General features: G+C 59.9%; 22 protein-coding genes. 11 read left to right on the top strand and 11 right to left on the bottom strand.

Features of this window, described 5'->3' with window-relative positions:
* Positions 1–4 precede the first annotated feature (4 nt).
* Entirely contained in the window at positions 5–643 is a 639-nt protein-coding gene (gene pcp, locus AB4P96_RS12055) for a pyroglutamyl-peptidase I (protein ID WP_395600808.1), read from the top strand.
* 15 nt (positions 644–658) lie between these two features.
* Here pcp and AB4P96_RS12060 read toward each other — a convergent pair whose 3' ends face one another.
* The 4 genes from AB4P96_RS12060 to AB4P96_RS12075 all read right to left on the bottom strand — a co-directional run bounded on the left by AB4P96_RS12060 (position 659) and on the right by AB4P96_RS12075 (position 3,911).
* A complete protein-coding gene (locus tag AB4P96_RS12060; protein ID WP_395600809.1) occupies positions 659–2,059 on the bottom strand; it encodes a heavy metal sensor histidine kinase in 1,401 nt (466 codons plus the stop codon).
* Positions 2,056–2,727 carry a heavy metal response regulator transcription factor gene (locus tag AB4P96_RS12065; RefSeq protein ID WP_017138758.1) on the bottom strand — a complete coding sequence of 224 codons (672 nt, stop codon included), beginning with the start codon at positions 2,725–2,727 and terminating at the stop codon, positions 2,056–2,058. Before AB4P96_RS12065 ends, AB4P96_RS12060 begins: the two co-directional genes overlap by 4 nt.
* Positions 2,728–2,769: 42 nt before the next feature.
* The gene (locus AB4P96_RS12070) at positions 2,770–3,030 is read right to left on the bottom strand and encodes a DUF2790 domain-containing protein (RefSeq protein ID WP_058419832.1); all 261 of its coding nucleotides are present in this window, start codon (positions 3,028–3,030) and stop codon (positions 2,770–2,772) included.
* 110 nt (positions 3,031–3,140) lie between these two features.
* Positions 3,141–3,911: an alpha/beta fold hydrolase gene (locus tag AB4P96_RS12075; RefSeq protein ID WP_395600810.1), complete on the bottom strand. Its 771-nt coding sequence runs from the start codon at positions 3,909–3,911 to the stop codon at positions 3,141–3,143.
* A gap of 221 nt (positions 3,912–4,132) precedes the next feature.
* Here AB4P96_RS12075 and AB4P96_RS12080 point away from each other — a divergent pair, with 221 nt between their 5' ends.
* Complete coding sequence (locus tag AB4P96_RS12080) at positions 4,133–4,810, top strand: HAD-IA family hydrolase (protein WP_395600811.1); 678 nt, start codon at positions 4,133–4,135, stop codon at positions 4,808–4,810.
* A 19-nt stretch (positions 4,811–4,829) separates the two neighbouring features.
* Here the strand turns inward: AB4P96_RS12080 and AB4P96_RS12085 are convergent, their stop codons facing one another.
* The 3 genes from AB4P96_RS12085 to csrA all read right to left on the bottom strand — a co-directional run bounded on the left by AB4P96_RS12085 (position 4,830) and on the right by csrA (position 5,888).
* A complete protein-coding gene (locus AB4P96_RS12085; protein ID WP_017138762.1) occupies positions 4,830–5,126 on the bottom strand; it encodes a hypothetical protein in 297 nt (98 codons plus the stop codon).
* Between the two features lie 94 nt (positions 5,127–5,220).
* Complete coding sequence (locus AB4P96_RS12090; RefSeq protein WP_017138763.1) at positions 5,221–5,484, bottom strand: hypothetical protein; 264 nt, start codon at positions 5,482–5,484, stop codon at positions 5,221–5,223.
* Between the two features lie 209 nt (positions 5,485–5,693).
* The gene (gene csrA, locus AB4P96_RS12095) at positions 5,694–5,888 is read right to left on the bottom strand and encodes a carbon storage regulator CsrA (RefSeq protein ID WP_003192511.1); all 195 of its coding nucleotides are present in this window, start codon (positions 5,886–5,888) and stop codon (positions 5,694–5,696) included.
* A 262-nt stretch (positions 5,889–6,150) separates the two neighbouring features.
* Between csrA and AB4P96_RS12100 the strand changes: the two genes are divergently transcribed.
* Positions 6,151–6,516, top strand: coding sequence for an SPOR domain-containing protein (locus AB4P96_RS12100; RefSeq protein WP_017138764.1), 366 nt, complete (start codon positions 6,151–6,153; stop codon positions 6,514–6,516).
* 31 nt (positions 6,517–6,547) lie between these two features.
* Here the strand turns inward: AB4P96_RS12100 and AB4P96_RS12105 are convergent, their stop codons facing one another.
* The 3 genes from AB4P96_RS12105 to AB4P96_RS12115 form a co-directional block, all read right to left on the bottom strand.
* Entirely contained in the window at positions 6,548–7,237 is a 690-nt protein-coding gene (locus AB4P96_RS12105) for an endonuclease (RefSeq protein WP_056861270.1), read from the bottom strand.
* A gap of 4 nt (positions 7,238–7,241) precedes the next feature.
* Positions 7,242–7,490 carry a DUF1654 domain-containing protein gene (locus AB4P96_RS12110; protein WP_017138765.1) on the bottom strand — a complete coding sequence of 83 codons (249 nt, stop codon included), beginning with the start codon at positions 7,488–7,490 and terminating at the stop codon, positions 7,242–7,244.
* A gap of 188 nt (positions 7,491–7,678) precedes the next feature.
* On the bottom strand, positions 7,679–8,767 hold the full coding sequence (locus AB4P96_RS12115) for an asparaginase (RefSeq protein WP_017138766.1): 1,089 nt from the start codon (positions 8,765–8,767) through the stop codon (positions 7,679–7,681).
* A 494-nt stretch (positions 8,768–9,261) separates the two neighbouring features.
* Here AB4P96_RS12115 and AB4P96_RS12120 point away from each other — a divergent pair, with 494 nt between their 5' ends.
* From AB4P96_RS12120 to AB4P96_RS12150, 7 genes are read left to right on the top strand one after another with little or no spacing between them, the layout of a single operon-like run.
* Positions 9,262–10,221, top strand: coding sequence for a sugar ABC transporter substrate-binding protein (locus tag AB4P96_RS12120; protein WP_017138767.1), 960 nt, complete (start codon positions 9,262–9,264; stop codon positions 10,219–10,221).
* A 57-nt stretch (positions 10,222–10,278) separates the two neighbouring features.
* On the top strand, positions 10,279–11,832 hold the full coding sequence (locus tag AB4P96_RS12125) for a sugar ABC transporter ATP-binding protein (protein WP_017138768.1): 1,554 nt from the start codon (positions 10,279–10,281) through the stop codon (positions 11,830–11,832).
* Complete coding sequence (locus AB4P96_RS12130) at positions 11,829–12,806, top strand: ABC transporter permease (protein WP_099549914.1); 978 nt, start codon at positions 11,829–11,831, stop codon at positions 12,804–12,806. The genes AB4P96_RS12125 and AB4P96_RS12130 overlap by 4 nt, the downstream gene beginning before the upstream one ends.
* Positions 12,807–12,809: 3 nt before the next feature.
* Positions 12,810–13,832, top strand: a complete 1,023-nt coding sequence (locus AB4P96_RS12135) for a LacI family DNA-binding transcriptional regulator (protein WP_099549915.1) — start codon at positions 12,810–12,812, stop codon at positions 13,830–13,832.
* 23 nt (positions 13,833–13,855) lie between these two features.
* On the top strand, positions 13,856–14,773 hold the full coding sequence (gene rbsK / locus AB4P96_RS12140) for a ribokinase (RefSeq protein ID WP_177034806.1): 918 nt from the start codon (positions 13,856–13,858) through the stop codon (positions 14,771–14,773).
* Positions 14,770–15,174, top strand: a complete 405-nt coding sequence (rbsD, locus tag AB4P96_RS12145) for a D-ribose pyranase (protein ID WP_099549917.1) — start codon at positions 14,770–14,772, stop codon at positions 15,172–15,174. Before rbsK ends, rbsD begins: the two co-directional genes overlap by 4 nt.
* Positions 15,175–15,200: 26 nt before the next feature.
* Positions 15,201–16,229 carry a nucleoside hydrolase gene (locus AB4P96_RS12150; RefSeq protein ID WP_017138773.1) on the top strand — a complete coding sequence of 343 codons (1,029 nt, stop codon included), beginning with the start codon at positions 15,201–15,203 and terminating at the stop codon, positions 16,227–16,229.
* A 33-nt stretch (positions 16,230–16,262) separates the two neighbouring features.
* Here the strand turns inward: AB4P96_RS12150 and AB4P96_RS12155 are convergent, their stop codons facing one another.
* Positions 16,263–16,475 (bottom strand): hypothetical protein, encoded by a 213-nt coding sequence (locus tag AB4P96_RS12155; protein WP_395600812.1) that lies wholly within the window; start codon positions 16,473–16,475, stop codon positions 16,263–16,265.
* A 172-nt stretch (positions 16,476–16,647) separates the two neighbouring features.
* Here AB4P96_RS12155 and AB4P96_RS12160 point away from each other — a divergent pair, with 172 nt between their 5' ends.
* Positions 16,648–16,956: a hypothetical protein gene (locus tag AB4P96_RS12160; RefSeq protein WP_026013818.1), complete on the top strand. Its 309-nt coding sequence runs from the start codon at positions 16,648–16,650 to the stop codon at positions 16,954–16,956.
* Positions 16,957–16,970: the final 14 nt, after the last annotated feature.

Below are 16,970 nucleotides of genomic sequence, written 5' to 3' on the forward strand. Positions count from 1 at the left end.
CAGGATGCAAACGTTACTGTTGATGGGCTTCGAGCCCTTTGATCAAGACCCGGTCAACCCGTCCTGGGAGGCTGTACGCCAGTTGGATGGGATGCTATTGGGCGAGGATGTGCAGATTGTTGCGCGCCGACTGCCCTGTGCATTTGCCTTGGTGGGGGAGTGCCTGGCTGAGTGGCTCACGCAATTGCGCCCGGCGATGGTGATCGCTACGGGCCTCGGCCCTGGACGCAGCAGCATTTCCATGGAGCGGGTGGCGATCAACGTTAACGATGCGCGCATCCCGGACAACCTGGGTGAGCAACCTGTCGATACGCCCGTGGTGATCGACGGGCCGGTGGCGTACTTCAGCACATTGCCGATCAAGGCCATGGTCAAGGCGTTGCGCGAGGCCGGGGTGCCTGCGGCGGTTTCGCAGACCGCGGGTACGTTTGTGTGTAATCAGGTGTTTTATCTGTTGCAGCACGCGCTGGCCGGCACGGACGTTCGCAGTGGGTTCATCCATGTGCCGAACTTGCCGGAGCAGGTGGGGACTGGGCTGGCATCGATGCCATTGGTGACAACCTTAGAAGGCTTGCGCCTGGCGGTGCAGGTGGCATGGAACACACCGGTTGATGTGGTGCAGGCCGGTGGCCAGGTCAGTTGACCCGGCTCGCGGTGTTCAGGCTTCGCGCCTGGGGAAAAACAACTCAAAACAGGTCACTCCGGCCTTACTGGTGACCCGGTAGCGGCCGTTATGCAGCTGCATGATGGTCGCGACAATCGACAGCCCCAGCCCATTGGACTGGGCCGAGCGTTCCCGTGACTCATCCACCCGGTAAAAACGCTCGAACAGGCGCGGCAAATGCTCGGCGGGAATCGTCTGCCCCTGGTTGCTGACGCGCAAGTTGATGCCCTCGGCGTCTGGAATGGCCTGAATCAGCAACTGCGAACTGGGTGCGCCGTACTTGATGGCGTTTGCACACAAATTTGCCAAGGCGCGGCGCAACAGCATCGGCTCGGCCCAGATCAGGCCTTCGCCCTCGGCCTGAATGTGAATATCCACATCGCTCGCCAACCCTTCGAAGTAGTCGGCTATACGCTCCACTTCATCCGCCGCACTCAGTTCCTGGCGTTGGCGCAGTGCGCTGGCCGGGTCGGTACGGGCGAGGAACAGCATGTTGTCGAGCATTCGTGCCAGGCGTTCGAGTTCTTCGACATTGGACGCCAGCAGTTGCTGGTAGCTCTCAATGTTACGGCTCTGTTGCAGGGCGACCTGGGTTTCCCCCAGCAAGTTGTTGATCGGCGTGCGCAGCTCGTGGGCCATGTCGGTGGATACCTGGCTCAGTTGCACAAAGCCCTTGGCCAACCGTTCAAGCATGGTATTGAAGGCGTCGATCATCGGCAGCAGCTCTTTGGGCGCGCCGTGGCTGTCGAGGCGTTCGGCCAGGTTGCCCACGCCGATACCTTGGGTGTGCACGGCCAGGCGCCGCAGTGGCACCAGCCCGCGGTGCACCAGCAGGTAGCTGACGATGGCGAGAATGACCGCGGCGATGCTGGCGAGGATAAACACGCTCAAGCGATAGCTGGCGAGCATCGCCGTGCGTTCGGTCATCAGGCGCCCGGTGGTGACTTGCAGGCTGCCCAGGTCGCCCGAGTCGATGGACGCGGCCACGGTGGCGAAAGGCACGCCATTGATACCGGGTAAATGGTGCACGTCGGCAAAGCCCAGTTCACGGTTGGTGGGCACGGGCGGCACATCTGGCATTGCAATGTTGCCCGGGTTTACCAGCAGCAACGGCTTTTGCCCCGGCGCCGCGATGCTCAGCACCGACTCGCTGTTGCCCAGCATGTTCTGGAACAGCTCTGGCTTGGTCTTGATCAGGTCCAGGGTGTTGCTGTCCTTGAGCAGGTTGCGCAACTGGTCGGCGCGATAAATCAGTGCGGCGTCGTCACGCTTGATCAGTTCACGCTCAAGCTCGCGGTACAACGCAACGCCCAAGGTGGCGAGCAGCGCGAAGGCGAGCAGGGCGAAGATCAGCGCCAGGCGCAGGGTCAGCGAATAATGGCGGCGAGGGTTCATGGCTGGGTGTCGAAGCGGTAGCCGATGCCCCGCACGCTGTGGATCAATTTGAGCTGGAATGGGTCGTCGATTTTCAGGCGCAGGCGCCGCACGGCGACGTCGACCACATTGGTGTCGCTGTCGAAATTCATGTCCCAGACCCGCGAAGCAATCATCGAGCGTGATAACACCTGGTCCTGGTGGGTGGCGAACAGGTGCAGCAGGGCGAACTCCTTGTTGGTCAATGTAATGCGCGTGCCGCCGCGGGTGACGCGGCGTTTGAGCACGTCGATCTGCAGGTCGGCGATGTGCAGTTGCTCTTCTTCGCGACTCGGGCCGCGACGCGTCAGGGTACGCAAGCGCGCGACTAGTTCGGCGAAGGAGAAGGGCTTGATCAGGTAGTCGTCGGCGCCCAGTTCCAGGCCCTTGATGCGGTCGGCGATGTCATCGCGGGCAGTGAGGAACAGCACCGGCGTGTCAGCCTCTTTGCGCAGGCGGCGCAGCACTTCCCAGCCGTCCATTTTCGGCATCATCACATCCAGCACGATGACGTCGAAGGGCGTTTCCAGTGCCTGGTGCAAGCCGTCTACGCCGTCGCGGGCAAGGCTCACCGAGTAACCCAGTTCCTGCAGGCCATTGAGCAGGTAATTGCCGGCCTTGGGTTCGTCTTCGACTACGAGGATGTTCATGGGAAGTGCCCTGGTTCGCTGCGTTGCGCAAGTGTAGCCGGATCAATTGTCACTGGGGCAACCGATGCCTTGCACCTGGTAGTCCAGCACGTGTTCACGGTCTTGGGAGTCGAGGTATTTGAGTTGTGCCGGGACGATCCCGCATTGGCCGTAGGTGTCGGTGCTCGACAGCACTTTGGCCACGTCCAGGTGCACGAAGAAGCCGGTTTTGTCGTGGATCACGTTAGCGTCAGGGGCGGTGTCGGCAGCGAACGCAGAGCCGGTAGCAAGCAAAGCGGCAAAGCCCAGGATAAACAGTTTCATGGCAGTAGCTCTCTTTAAGGGTTGGCTGCCGGGGCTGGCAGTGAGTTCACAGTAACCAGGCACCCCAAACAGCCAGCCAACAGGATCATGACAAGTTTGTAATGCGTGGTTTAAGGCTGGCGGCCGGACGCTTCGAGGATCAGGTCGGTGATTGCCTTGGCGTGGGACACCAGCGACAAGTGGCTCGACGGCAGTTCGATGGTGGTCGCGTTCATGCGCTTGGCCAGAAAACGCTCCAGGTCCGGGTTGATGGTCTGGTCATTGCTCGACACTGCGTACCAGGACGGCTTGGTGTGCCAGGCGGCATTCACCGTGCGGCCGTTGAACAGGGTCTTGGCGATAGGCTGCTGTACCGCGTACAGCTGCAGGGCTTTGGCGCGCGGCACGTCAGCGGCGAAGTACTTGAGGAAGGCGTCCTGGTTCAGCGTCAGGTAACCGTCGTGCTCGACGACACCGGCGCGCACCGGCGTGCTGGGGTATTTGGCAGACAGGGCGACGAAGTCTTCGTTGGCGTCCGGTGCACGGGCGGCCACGTACACCAGTGAGCTGACCTTGGGGTTCGCCCCGGCGTCGCTGACCACGGTGCCGGCGTAGGAGTGACCGACCAGCACGGTAGGGCCGTCCTGTTGGTCCAGCACGCGGTTGGTGGCAGCGACGTCATCGGCCACCGAAGTCAGTGGGTTTTGTACGGCGGTCACATGCAGCCCGGCGGCCTGCAGGCGCGTGATCACCTCGGACCAGCTCGAGCCGTCAGCCCAGGACCCGTGCACCAGCACCACATTGTTGGCCTTGATCGGCGCGACAGTGCCGGCCATGGCGGTGCCGGTGCCCAGCATCAACAGGCTGGCGGCGATCAGGCAGAGTTTGCTGGCAGGTTTCATCGTGCGGCCCTTCATCATCAGTGGGAAGTTGTGCCACCCGGTGTGGGTGACTGACGACGCCACTGTATGAAGCGAGGGTGCTGACAAGCCTTACAGGCTCATTACAAACCTGTCATTCAATCGCAGGGGCCGCCAGATACCGCTGGCGTTTACAAGCGAGGAGGTGACCCGTAGATTGCATCGGGCCGATTATTTGTTACCGCCTATGAGGAAGCCACGCAGTGTCCATTCGAGGTCCAGCCGTATTCACCCAACGTTATCGCGCCTTCCTGTTTGATATGGATGGCACCCTGCTCAACTCGATTGCCGCCGCCGAGCGCGTGTGGAGCATCTGGGCTGAACGCCACGGTCTGGAGGTGGCGGCGTTCCTGACCACCATTCATGGCGCACGCGCCATTGACACCATTACCCGCCAGGCGCTGCCAGGGGTAGATCCCGAAGTTGAAGCACAGTGGATTACCGAGGCCGAAATCAACGACGTCGAAGGCGTGGTGGCGATTCCCGGTGCTGTTGAGTTTCTGAATAGCGTGCCTGGCGATCAATGGGCACTGGTCACGTCTGCGCCCAAGGCGCTCGCGCTACGACGCCTGGCTGCGGCCGGTATTACGCCCCCGGCCGTGCTGGTGACGGCCGAGGACGTTGCCAGCGGCAAGCCCGATCCCGCCTGTTACGTGCTGGGCGCCCAGCGTCTGGGTGTGCCGGTGCAGGATTGCCTGGTGTTCGAAGACGCTTCGGTGGGGATTCGCGCCGGGGAGGCGGCCGGCGCGGATGTGCTGGTTGTAACCAATACACACCTGACGCCGATCGTCACGGCGCATGCCTGCATTAACGACTATCAGCCGCTGCAGGTTCTGCGCGATGCAGAGGGCACGTTACGCTTGCAGCGCCTGGAAGACTGAAACGAAAAAGCCGAGCCCGTTATTGGTCTCGGCTTTGTGCGCAGGAAGGCGAGTCGGGTGGCGCCTGCAGTCGGCTGCTCTTGATGCCTTGGCGCGAAAGCACCATTTCCCTGAGGATTTCATTGGCAAGCCGGGCAATCGCCTCGGGGCCATGGTAGTGCGCGCGCACGATGCCGGTAATCGCGAAATGGTCGGTTTCCGGACCACTAAGGATGGCGGAAAGGGTGCCGTCAGCGTGTAACGTACAGGTGATCGCATAGCTGGGCAAACGCGCCGCCAGGGCCGCTTCGATTTGAGATTTGCTGAGGGTATCCATCTGCGTCAATGCCTTTCAGAAACCGTGCAAGCCCAAGCATAGATCCTGCCGCCGACCTGTAAATACCGGCGATCTAATAGCAGATTAGCCGCCATCAACGTGCGGTTTTCGGGTGCTCACGTTGCGCGGCGCGCTGGCATAATTTGCGCAAAATGGCTTTCTGGATAGGCTGCAGGCAGAACACGAACAGGTAACCGCACAAGAAGAGTGTAAGTTCCATCGACGAACGCTTGCCGGGGTCACTGACTGTTTCGATCTCGAACTTCACGCCATATCCCAGCACCACGAAGGCCAGCCCTATCAGCAGGGCGATCCCCCAAGACTTGGAGGCAAGCGGTTGTTTTGCAATCGGTCTCATCGACGTGCTCCTGAACGCACACTGATGGTAGGGTTATAGTCAGTGGATTCGGCCGCGAATTACGCAACAAGTTCCAGTCGCCAAGACAGTTTTATCTTGCAGCGTAGCTGAAAGCATAAAGCACGCCGATCATGCAGGAAGCGCGAGTGGGCGGAAGGGTTTTCGCCAGCCATCACAATGAACGAAAAGGCTGGCTACTGAGTGAGGAGTCAAGGAGTCTGGTTTTTGTCCGGAGCTGTCAGGCCAGCCTGAATGCGCTGGTAGATCTCCTCGCGATGCACGGCAACGTCCTTGGGTGCGTTGATGCCGATTCGTACTTGCTGGCCGCTGACGCCCAGGATGGTGATCGTGATGTCATCACCGATGTTTATGCTTTCACCAACTTTGCGGGTGAGTATCAGCATGGACTTCTCCTTGATTACTTTTAAGGACACATGTTTCAGACAGGGCAGGTGTCGGATGTGTGTAGCTTACTGCTAAGCGCTTCCCTGTGACTGCCTCTTTTAGGACGCATAGAGGCGACATTAATTCCCATGGCGGCATCATACAGGTCTGCGATACATCATTCGCATTGTTTAAGCCAACGTTTATGACGGCCAGAATAGACAGTGAATGATAAAGTTGCCTCTTTATCCTTAAAGGAGCAGGGCAGTGCGTAAAGTAGCGATGGCAATTGCGGTGTTGGCGTTGGCCGGTTGCGGTGAAGGTAAACCGGTTGACGCCCCCAAGGCCAAGCCTGCCGTGACCGAGAGCCAGCCACAAACCGGGGCGATTGCCGCTCAGGAATGGGATGTGTGGGTAGGCCCGCCGGACCATAAGCTGCAAGCAATCACCGACCTGACTGCCTGGTTGCTCGAACATGGTTTCAACTTCTATATCGTCAAAACAGACGGCAAGGACGAGGTGTATCTAGGCCCGTTCGCGAGCAAGGCCGAGGCTGAAGCCAAGCAGGCGCTGCTGACCGAAAAGCTCGCACGGGCCAAGAAAAACGATACCGAATCAGAGGTTATCGAGCACAAGGTCGCGCAATAACCGGCAGGGTGGGCGGCAACTCCGCCCACGCTCAACCGCAGGTCTTCAGGTTTACCGGGCCGACGAACTCGTTACCGCGCCCCATCACACACGCCACAGTCTGGTTGCGCTGGCGCTCCCAGGGTTGCACCGGATAGGTCTTGTTCCAGGCTTCATACAGCTGGCGGTCCTGTTTTGACAGGCGCAAGCCGTATTGTTTGCTCATGTAAAAATACGTTCGGGCGATCATTCCGCGAATAGACGGGCGGGGCATGACTTTTTTGGCCTTGAAATCGACCTGGGTCAGGCATGAGCCGTACTGCCCGCGTTGCGCCGGCAGCCAGCCAAAACTGAAGTTGTTACGGTCGCCATTGACCTCGCCGATGCTCGGCACCAGGTTGTGCAGGTCCGCCTCGGCGCGCTTGAACACATCATCGTGACGCGTACAGTTTTTGCGCCCGCCGGCTTGCCAGCACTGGCGCTGATGCCCGATCTGCCAGGCCGGGACGATATGTTCCCATTCGATGCGTGCGGCACGGTTGGCATTTTTGCGCGGTACGTAACCGCAGGCTTTCAAATCGACCCGGTTGCCGGTGTATTTGCAGCCACAGTAGAACTCCGTGGATTGCGGGGCGTAGAGCTTCCAGGCGACTTTCTTGGCCTCGCTGAAGGTTCGAGGCGCCTGTGCGTGGGCTGTAACGGCAAAAAACAGGCAAAAAACAGCAATAAAACGGCCACTCATTGAATCAATCTTCCTTCGGCACAACCCAGAAAATCTGCACGCCACCGTCATCCCGGTAGGCGAGGGTGACGTTGTCGTTCTCCGCAATCTCCTCCAGCAAGCGCGCCCATTCCTCCTCAGGCTCATCCGGCAAGCGGAAGATCAAGGCCGCCTTGGCTTTCTGGGCGTTGGTCGAATTGATGATTTTTTGCACGCGAACGGCAAGGCGTGCGTAGGCGTCAGGGGTTGGCGCTGCAGAAGAGGACGTTGCCACGGAGTATTCCTTAGTGTGCTGTACGGGCATACAGTATTTAACTGTTACGATTTTCGCAACTGCTTAAAATTCAGAAGGTTTATCTGGCGGCGATTCGAGCGGGGGTTATGCAGCGCGGGGAGTTGTATCCAGGTGTAAGAGGAGAGGTAGAGGCGGGCAAACCCGCCTCTACGCGTGTTACCGGGGGATCAGTATTCCCAGAACATCCGTTGCAGCTCTTTGCTGTCCTGGGTCTTGGTCAGGGCAACCATCGCCAGAATCCGGGCTTTTTGTGGGTTCAGGTCATGTGCGACGACCCAGTCGTACTTGTCGTCAGGCTGTTCGGCATTGCGCAGAACGAAACCACCGGCATTCACGTGGGAAGAACGAATGATCTGCACACCTTGCTTGCGCAGTTCCTGCAGGGCAGGCACCACCTTGGAAGATACCGAACCATTGCCGGTACCGGCGTGGATGATGGCTTTGGCACCGGCCTGGGCCAGGGCTTTGACGGCGGTGTCGCTCACGTTGCCGTAACCGTAGGCGATTTCAACGTCCGGCAGGCTCTTGATGGTCTTGATGTCGAATTCGGAATCCATGGTGTGACGCTTGGCAGGCAAGCGGAACCAGTAGGATTTGCCTTCAACCACCATGCCCAGCGGGCCCCATGGGCTCTTGAACGCTTCAGTCTTGATGTTGATCATTTTGCTGACGTCGCGACCCGATTGGATCTCGTCGTTCATGGTCACCAGCACGCCCTTGCCGCGCGCGTCTTTGCTGCCGGCAACGGCCACGGCGTTGTACAGGTTGAGCATGCCGTCCGCCGACATGGCGGTGCCTGGGCGCATGGAACCGACCACCACGATTGGCTTGTCGGTTTTTTCCACCAGATTGAGGAAGTAAGCGGTTTCTTCCAGGGTGTCGGTGCCGTGGGTGATCACGATACCGTCCACGTCCTTGCTGTCGGCCAGTTCGGCAACACGACGGCCCAGTTGCAGCAGGTTTTCGTTGTTGATGCTTTCGGACGCAATTTGCATCACTTGTTCGCCGCGTACGTTGGCGATCTGACTAAGCTCAGGAACGCCGGCGATCAGTTGTTCGATGCCGACTTTGGCCGCCTGGTACGTGGCACTGTTGGCCGCACTGGCGCCGGCGCCAGCAATGGTGCCGCCGGTGGCGAGGATCACGACGTTGGACAGTTTGGTCTTGGTTTCAACTTCCTTTGCCTGGGCGGCAACGGGGAACAGCAGCAGGAGGGCGAGGGCGCCCGGAACAAAAGTCTTCAGTGCAGATTTCATTATTTTTCTCTCTGGTTTTTGATGAGTGCTGTAGCAGGTTCATCGAGAACACCCGGGCCGTTCTGAATGCCGCGAGGTGCTTGGAAAGAGCAGGATTTGTACCAAGCCCATGATGTTCGCAGTCATAAATTAACGTGTTGATTTAAAACAACTTATATTGAATTTTAAGATGAGTGGGCAGCGTGCTCGTCCGGCATTCCGAACAGCAGGGTGGTATTGCGTTCGGTTGTCCGAAAACCATGATGGAATATCAACGGTGGGTGTGGGACTTGGGCGCCATAGCCTGTCGTTTTAGACAACGACCGGGAGAAGCTGAGGTTCAATCCTGCGACCCGCAGGGTGTAAGGGAAGGTAACCGAGCGCTTGGATGAAAGACGCTTTTCACCCGTTGACAAATCTCGACAAGGTTCTCATAGTTTGAACAACGCAAACGTTTGCGAGATGTTTCGCAGTGCAAGCGTTGCTCACAATAATCATAAGATCGGAGTGAACCCATGAAGCTGCCATTTGCTGGACGTCTTCTTGCTGTCGCTGTGCTTGCTGCCGCATCCGCTGCTCTGCCCCTTTCCTCTGCTTTTGCCGATGACGCCGCCGCCAAACCCAAGGTCGGCCTGGTGATGAAGTCCCTCGCCAACGAATTTTTCGTGACCATGCAGGACGGCGCCAAGGCTTATCAGAAAGAACACGCCGCCGATTTCGACATGATCACCAACGGGATCAAGAACGAAACCGACACCAGCGCGCAGATCGATATCGTCAACCAGATGATCCTCGCCAAAGTAAACGCCATCGTGATCGCGCCGGCTGACTCCAAGGCACTGGTCACCGTGTTGAAGAAAGCCTCCGATGCCGGCATCAAGGTCGTCAACATCGACAACCGCCTTGACCCGGACGTGCTCAAAAGCAAAAACCTTGATATCCCGTTCGTAGGTCCGGACAACCGCAAAGGCTCCAAGCTGGTGGGTGACTACCTGGCCAAGCAACTGAAGGCAGGTGACAAGGTCGGCATCATCGAAGGCGTGCCGACCACCACCAATGCCCAGCAGCGCACCGCAGGCTACAAGGATGCGATGGACGCGGCAGGCATGAAGATTGTTTCCACCCAATCGGGTAACTGGGAAATCGACCAGGGCCAGAAAGTGGCGTCCGCCATGCTGAGCGAATACCCGGACCTCAAGGCGCTGTTGGCGGGTAACGACAACATGGCCCTGGGCGCTGTCTCCGCCGTACGTGCGGCAGGCAAGGCCGGCAAGGTATTGGTGGTTGGCTACGACAATATCGAAGCCATCAAGCCTATGTTGCAAGACGGCCGCGTACTCGCGACCGCCGACCAGGCCGCGGCCCAGCAAGCGGTGTTCGGTATCCAGAACGCGCTCAAGCTGGTCAAGGGTGAAAAAGTCGATGCCAAAGACGGCGTGATCGAAACCCCGGTCGAACTCGTCCTCAAGAAGTAATCCTGGCAGCACCCAACAGCGCCCGCTCGTCCTGAGCGGGCGCCTGGAGATTTTCCTATGTCATCTTCCGCCCCGAACGCTGTCCTCTCGGTCAGCGGTATCGGCAAGACCTATGCCCAACCGGTACTGTCCGACATCACCCTGACGCTCAATCGCGGGGAAGTGCTGGCGCTGACCGGTGAGAATGGCGCAGGTAAAAGCACCTTGTCGAAAATCATCGGCGGGCTGGTCACGCCGACCACCGGGCACATGCAGTTCAATGGCCAGGATTACCGTCCCGGCAGCCGCACCCAGGCTGAAGAGCTGGGCGTGCGCATGGTCATGCAGGAACTCAACCTGCTGCCGACCCTGACCGTGGCCGAAAACCTGTTCCTGGACAACCTGCCCCGCAACTGTGGCTGGATCAACCGCAAGCAACTGCGTAAAGCTGCGATCGAAGCCATGGCCCAGGTCGGCCTGGATGCGATCGACCCGGACACCCTGGTGGGGACGCTGGGCATTGGCCATCAGCAGATGGTCGAGATCGCCCGCAACCTGATCGGCGACTGCCATGTACTGATCCTCGACGAACCGACGGCCATGCTCACGGCCCGTGAAGTCGAGATGCTCTTTGAACAAATCACCCGCCTGCAGGCTCGGGGCGTGGCGATCATTTATATTTCACACCGGCTTGAAGAGCTCGCCCGTGTTGCCCAGCGCATTGCAGTACTGCGTGACGGCAAGCTGGTCTGCGTCGAGCCGATGGCCAATTACAACAGTGAGCAGTTGGTGACCTTGATGGTCGGCCGCGAGCTGGGTGAGCAGATCGACCTGGGGCCACGCACCATTGGCGGCCCGGCGCTGACGGTCAAAGGCTTGACCCGCTCGGACAAGGTTCGCGATGTGTCCTTTGAAGTGCGTGCCGGTGAGATCTATGGCATTTCAGGCCTGATCGGCGCCGGCCGCACTGAATTGCTGCGTCTTATCTTCGGTGCCGACTTGGCCGACAGCGGCACCGTGGCCCTGGGTTCGCCAGCCCAGGTGGTGAGCATTCGCTCGCCGGTGGACGCAGTGGGCCATGGCATCGCGCTGATCACCGAAGACCGCAAGGGCGAAGGCCTGCTGCTGACCCAATCCATCAGCGCCAACATTGCCTTGGGCAACATGCCGGAAATCTCCGGTGGCGGCGTGGTCAACAGCCGCGACGAAACTGCCTTGGCCAAGCGCCAGATCGATGCCATGCGCATCCGCAGCTCCAGCCCGGCGCAGTTGGTGTCCGAGTTGTCGGGCGGCAACCAGCAGAAGGTCGTGATTGGCCGTTGGCTGGAGCGCGACTGCGCGGTAATGCTGTTCGATGAGCCGACTCGCGGTATCGACGTCGGCGCCAAGTTCGACATTTATGCCTTGCTCGGCGAATTGACGCGCCAGGGCAAAGCGCTGGTGGTGGTATCGAGTGACCTGCGCGAACTGATGCTGATCTGCGATCGCATCGGTGTGCTGTCTGCCGGGCGCTTGATCGAGACCTTCGAGCGCGACAGCTGGACCCAGGACGAATTGCTCGCCGCCGCCTTTGCCGGCTATCAAAAACGTGACGCGCTGCTCAACGACGCAGTGCTTAGGGAAACACCATGAAAATCACTTCTTCCCCGGGCAAAACCGGCGGCAACTTCTACGGCCTGGGCACCTACCTGGGGCTGGCCGGCGCCTTGCTCGCGATGATTGCGCTGTTCTCGGTGCTCAGCGACCACTTCCTGTCCTATGACACCTTCAGCACCCTGGCCAACCAGATCCCGGACCTGATGGTGCTGGCGGTGGGCATGACGTTCATCCTGATCATCGGCGGCATTGATCTGTCGGTGGGCTCGGTGCTGGCACTGGCCGCTTCGGCGGTCAGTGTGGCGATTCTGGGCTGGGGCTGGAGCGTGTTGCCAGCCGCATTGCTGGGCATGGGCTGCGCTGCGTTGGCGGGCACCATTACGGGTTCGATTACCGTGGCATGGCGCATTCCGTCGTTTATCGTGTCCCTTGGCGTGCTGGAAATGGCGCGTGGCGTGGCCTACCAGATGACCGGCTCGCGCACCGCCTATATCGGTGACTCCTATGCCTGGCTGTCGAACCCGGTGGCTTTCGGGATTTCGCCGTCGTTCATCATTGCCCTGTTGGTGATCATCGCCGCTCAGTTGGTGTTGACCCGTACTGTATTCGGTCGCTACCTGATCGGCATCGGCACCAACGAAGAAGCCGTGCGCCTGGCCGGCATCAACCCCAAGCCTTACAAGATCCTGGTGTTCAGCCTGATGGGCCTGCTGGCCGGGGTGGCGGCATTGTTCCAGATTTCCCGCCTGGAAGCGGCGGACCCGAATGCCGGCTCCGGCCTGGAGCTGCAAGTGATCGCCGCCGTGGTGATCGGCGGCACCAGCCTGATGGGCGGGCGTGGTTCGGTTATCAGCACCTTTTTTGGCGTGTTGATTATTTCGGTACTGGCCGCCGGCCTTGCGCAGATCGGTGCGACAGAGCCAACCAAACGCATCATTACCGGCGCCGTAATCGTGATTGCCGTGGTCCTCGACACCTACCGCAGCCAGCGCGCCAGTCGGCGGGGCTGAACCATGGCAACGATCAAGGATGTGGCCGCGCTTGCAGGTATTTCCTACACCACTGTGTCCCATGTGGTGAACAAGACGCGGCCGGTCAGCGAGCCTGTGCGCATCAAGGTGGAAGCGGCGATCAAGCAACTGGACTACGTGCCGAGTGCCGTCGCGCGCTCGCTCAAGGCCAAGACCACTGCGACCATCGGCCTGCTGGTGCCCAACAGCCTTAACCCGTATTTTGCCGAGCTGGCGCGGGGTATCGAGGATTACTGCGAGCGTAATGGCTATTGCGTGATCCTCTGCAACTCCGACGATAACGCCGAAAAGCAGCGCAGCTATCTGCGCGTGTTGCTGGAAAAGCGCATCGACGGCCTGATCGTGACCTCGGTGGGCGGCGACGACAGTGGCCTTGCCGCAGGCTTGAGCGCGGTGCGCACCCCCATGGTAATTGTCGACCGAGCACTGGACGGCATTGATGTCGACCTGGTGCGCATCGATCATGAGCAGGGTGCCTACCTGGCAACCCGGCATTTGCTGGAGCTTGGTCACCGCGACATCGCCTGCATTGGCGGCCCCAGTCATACCCGCGTGGCGCAAATGCGTCTTGCCGGCTATCACCGCGCGCTGCGTGAGGCGGGCGTGGAAGTGCCAGCCAATCGCACCCAGGAAAGCGATTTCACCAGCACCGGTGGTTATGCCGCAGCGGTACAGCTACTGTCGGAAAACCCGCCCAGCGCGATTTTCGCCAGTAACGATATGATTGGTTTCGGCGTGTTGCGTGCAGCCGCCGAACGCAATATCCGTGTGCCTGGCGAGCTGTCGGTGATTGGTTTTGACGATATTCAAATGGGTCGCTACGTGTACCCGGCGCTGACGACGGTCGGGCAGTCGATCGTGCAACTGGGCGAGACGGCGGCCGAGCTTTTACTGCGACGAATTGCAACACCCCAACTGCCGATCGATCAGCGCATCGTGACGCCGAGCATTGTTTTGCGTGAGTCGACGGCGCCGTTTGCCGGTGTGTTCGCCCAATACCGCTGAACCGAATTGATGAGTACTGATGTATGCCAGCAAAAGTAGTGGTAATAGGCAGCTTGAACATGGACCTGGTCACCCGCGCCAGTCGCTTGCCGCGCGCCGGTGAAACCCTGATCGGCCAGACGTTTTCCACCGTGCCGGGCGGCAAGGGCGCCAATCAGGCGGTGGCCTCTGCGCGCCTTGGCGCTGAGGTGGCGATGATCGGCTGTGTGGGCACGGATGCCTACGGCGCGCAATTGCGTGATGCGCTGCTGGTGGAGGGCATCGATTGCCAGGCCGTCAGCACGGTGGATGGCTCCAGCGGCGTGGCGTTGATTGTGGTGGATGACAGCAGCCAGAACGCGATTGTGATCGTGGCTGGCAGCAACGGTGAGCTCACGCCCGCGTCGTTGCAGGCGGCTGACGCGGTACTGCAGGCAGCAGATGTCATCGTCTGCCAGTTGGAAGTGCCGATGAGCACGGTTGGCCAGGCGCTCAAGCGCGGTCGTGAATTGGGCAAGACCGTGATCCTCAATCCGGCACCGGCCAGTGGCCCGCTGCCAGAGGAATGGTATGCCTCGATCGATTATTTGATCCCCAACGAAAGCGAGGCCAGCGCCTTGAGTGGTGTGACGGTCGATTCACTCGACGGCGCCAAGGCTGCCGCAACGCTGCTGCTCAAGGCGGGTGCCGGCAAGGTCATTATTACCCTTGGCAGTCAGGGCGCGTTGTTTGCCGATGGCAAAGGTTTCGAGCACTTGCAGGCGCCCAAGGTCAAGGCGGTGGACACCACGGCTGCCGGTGACACCTTTGTTGGCGGTTTTGCCGCGGCGCTGGCCAATGGCAAAAGTGAAGCCGAGGCTATCCGGTTTGGCCAGGTGGCTGCCGCGCTGTCGGTCACGCGGGCGGGTGCGCAACCCTCGATTCCTACGCTGCAGGACGTACAAGGTTTTATGCCCTCATGAAAAAGACACCATTGCTCAATATTGCGCTGTCGCGCGTGATCGCATCCCTCGGCCACGGTGACATCCTGGTGATCGGTGATGCCGGCCTGCCAGTGCCGCCAGGCGTCGAGTTGATTGACCTGGCGCTCACCCAGGGCATTCCGGATTTCATCAGCACCCTGCGCATTGTGCTCAGCGAGATGCAGGTAGAAAGCCATGTGTTGGCCGAAGAGATCCTGCTCAAGCAGCCACCTGCGCTGACGCCACTTAATGTGTTGACCGAACAGGCCGCCTTGGGCGAGCGCCGTTTGGTCAGCCATGAAGAATTCAAGCAGCTCAGCCACAAGGCCCGCGCCGTGGTGCGCACGGGCGAGTGCCAGCCGTATTGCAATATCGCGCTGGTGTCCGGCGTTACCTTCTAGAGTTTCCCTACGACAAGGAGTGTTTCATGCAACGTGGTCTCCCAACCCTGAAAAATCTATTTCGGAGTGTCCTGCTTTTGTCCGCACTCACCGCAGCCAGCGCCCACGCGGCGGAAAAAATCGACCTGATCATCGACACCGACCCAGGCGCCGATGACGTCGTGGCGTTGCTGTTTGCCATGGCGTCCCCGCAGGAGCTGAGCATTCGTGCGCTGACCACCGTCGCCGGTAACGTGCGCCTCGACAAGACCTCCCGCAACGCGCGCCTGGCCCGCGAGTGGGCAGGGCGCGAAGACATCCCGGTGTACGCCGGCGCGCCAAAACCCATGCTGCGCACGCCGATCTATGCGGAGAATATCCATGGCAAGGAAGGTATTTCCGGGGTCGCCGTGCATGAGCCGAAAAAAGGCCTGGCCGAAGGCAATGCCGTTGACTACCTGATCAAGACCCTCAGCACCGCCAAGCCTCACAGCATCACCATCGCCATGCTCGGCCCGCAGACTAACCTGGCACTGGCGTTGACCCAGGCGCCGGAGATCACCCAAGGCATCAAGGAAGTGGTGGTGATGGGCGGGGCGCATTTTAATGGCGGCAATATCACCCCGGTGGCTGAGTTCAATCTGTTCGCGGACCCTGTCGCGGCTGAAATTGTGCTCAAAAGTGGCGTCAAGCTGACTTACCTGCCGCTGGACGTGACCCACAAGGTGCTGACCAGTGACGCGCGCCTGAAACAGATTGCCGACATCAAGAACAATGCGAGCAAGGTGGTGGGCGATATTCTCAATGAATACGTCAAGGGCGACATGGAGCACTACGGCATCCCGGGTGGCCCGGTGCATGACGCTACCGTGATTGCCTACCTGCTCAAGCCTTCCCTGTTCAGCGGCCGTGAAGTCAACGTGGTGATCGACAGCCGCGAAGGCCCGACCTTCGGCCAGACCGTCGTCGACTGGTATGACGGCCTCAAGCAGCCGAAGAACGCATTCTGGGTTGAGAACGGCGACGCCCAGGGCTTCTTCGATCTGTTGACCGAGCGCCTGGCCCGTCTGAAGTAAGGTGTTTGCCGGTCGGCGCTCGCCGGCCGGGTCTTATTCGCGCTCGGGGTTATGAGCGCCCATGTGGTCGGCCGGGTATTTCTCGAATACCTGGCCGATGAACGCCTGTGCGGCCTGAGTGCCGAGCTCCTTGACCAGCAGGTCGATTCCGATGATGGCCAACTCCTCCGGGCTTCCGGGGCTGTAGGAGCCTTGTCCTTGAGGCCACTTGGCTTTGATGTCGGCTTGGAGGGTTACGGTACTCATGGTCGGGGCTCACGGGGCGGGAAGGCTGGGCAATGCGCTGGAACGCGGTTCTAACCGGGGCAGTTAACCATTTTTGCGTAGGGTTTGGCAGTGCTACTTAGGCATGAGACGTTTCGGGATGAGGCCGATGCTGTGCGACACTGTTACCCCATTCAATTGCCGGGGACACCAGGTGCAGATCGATTTGAACAACCCCGAGAACCTCACGCTGGAAGCCGTGCGCCAGTTGCTCGCGAGTGCCAGTGACGACGAGCACACCCAGTTGCGGGTGACCAAGGGCGGTATCGCGTTTATTTCTTCCGGGAAGGCCGTAGGCGGAGTCGACATCGACGGCCTGCTGTTTCGCCTCGAGACCTGGGCCAAAGGCTCGGGTTATGTCGGTAACGTCGCGGCCAGCGATGAAGTCTGGGTCCGGCAGATTTTCAACGCGCTCCAGCAGAACTGGCCGAAGCCGCCGTTTGACTACATCGATATCTACTGAATTCGTTCATATCT

Origin of the sequence: Pseudomonas sp. B19125, assembly GCF_044218855.1 — a bacterium.
Lineage (GTDB): Bacteria > Pseudomonadota > Gammaproteobacteria > Pseudomonadales > Pseudomonadaceae > Aquipseudomonas > Aquipseudomonas edaphica.

What these genes read in the sequence shown, in the direction of transcription:
- AB4P96_RS12120 (WP_017138767.1), top strand. Translation starts at nt 9,262, where the DNA reads ATGAAGCTGCCATTTGCTGGACGTCTTCTTGCTGTCGCTGTGCTTGCT.
- AB4P96_RS12075 (WP_395600810.1), bottom strand. Translation starts at nt 3,911, where the DNA reads ATGAAACCTGCCAGCAAACTCTGCCTGATCGCCGCCAGCCTGTTGATG.
- csrA (WP_003192511.1), bottom strand. Translation starts at nt 5,888, where the DNA reads ATGCTGATACTCACCCGCAAAGTTGGTGAAAGCATAAACATCGGTGAT.
- rbsD (WP_099549917.1), top strand. Translation starts at nt 14,770, where the DNA reads ATGAAAAAGACACCATTGCTCAATATTGCGCTGTCGCGCGTGATCGCA.
- AB4P96_RS12125 (WP_017138768.1), top strand. Translation starts at nt 10,279, where the DNA reads ATGTCATCTTCCGCCCCGAACGCTGTCCTCTCGGTCAGCGGTATCGGC.
- AB4P96_RS12130 (WP_099549914.1), top strand. Translation starts at nt 11,829, where the DNA reads ATGAAAATCACTTCTTCCCCGGGCAAAACCGGCGGCAACTTCTACGGC.
- pcp (WP_395600808.1), top strand. Translation starts at nt 5, where the DNA reads ATGCAAACGTTACTGTTGATGGGCTTCGAGCCCTTTGATCAAGACCCG.
- AB4P96_RS12150 (WP_017138773.1), top strand. Translation starts at nt 15,201, where the DNA reads ATGCAACGTGGTCTCCCAACCCTGAAAAATCTATTTCGGAGTGTCCTG.
- AB4P96_RS12070 (WP_058419832.1), bottom strand. Translation starts at nt 3,030, where the DNA reads ATGAAACTGTTTATCCTGGGCTTTGCCGCTTTGCTTGCTACCGGCTCT.
- AB4P96_RS12115 (WP_017138766.1), bottom strand. Translation starts at nt 8,767, where the DNA reads ATGAAATCTGCACTGAAGACTTTTGTTCCGGGCGCCCTCGCCCTCCTG.
- AB4P96_RS12135 (WP_099549915.1), top strand. Translation starts at nt 12,810, where the DNA reads ATGGCAACGATCAAGGATGTGGCCGCGCTTGCAGGTATTTCCTACACC.
- AB4P96_RS12085 (WP_017138762.1), bottom strand. Translation starts at nt 5,126, where the DNA reads ATGGATACCCTCAGCAAATCTCAAATCGAAGCGGCCCTGGCGGCGCGT.
- rbsK (WP_177034806.1), top strand. Translation starts at nt 13,856, where the DNA reads ATGCCAGCAAAAGTAGTGGTAATAGGCAGCTTGAACATGGACCTGGTC.
- AB4P96_RS12065 (WP_017138758.1), bottom strand. Translation starts at nt 2,727, where the DNA reads ATGAACATCCTCGTAGTCGAAGACGAACCCAAGGCCGGCAATTACCTG.
- AB4P96_RS12155 (WP_395600812.1), bottom strand. Translation starts at nt 16,475, where the DNA reads ATGAGTACCGTAACCCTCCAAGCCGACATCAAAGCCAAGTGGCCTCAA.
- AB4P96_RS12105 (WP_056861270.1), bottom strand. Translation starts at nt 7,237, where the DNA reads ATGAGTGGCCGTTTTATTGCTGTTTTTTGCCTGTTTTTTGCCGTTACA.
- AB4P96_RS12060 (WP_395600809.1), bottom strand. Translation starts at nt 2,059, where the DNA reads ATGAACCCTCGCCGCCATTATTCGCTGACCCTGCGCCTGGCGCTGATC.
- AB4P96_RS12100 (WP_017138764.1), top strand. Translation starts at nt 6,151, where the DNA reads ATGGCAATTGCGGTGTTGGCGTTGGCCGGTTGCGGTGAAGGTAAACCG.
- AB4P96_RS12090 (WP_017138763.1), bottom strand. Translation starts at nt 5,484, where the DNA reads ATGAGACCGATTGCAAAACAACCGCTTGCCTCCAAGTCTTGGGGGATC.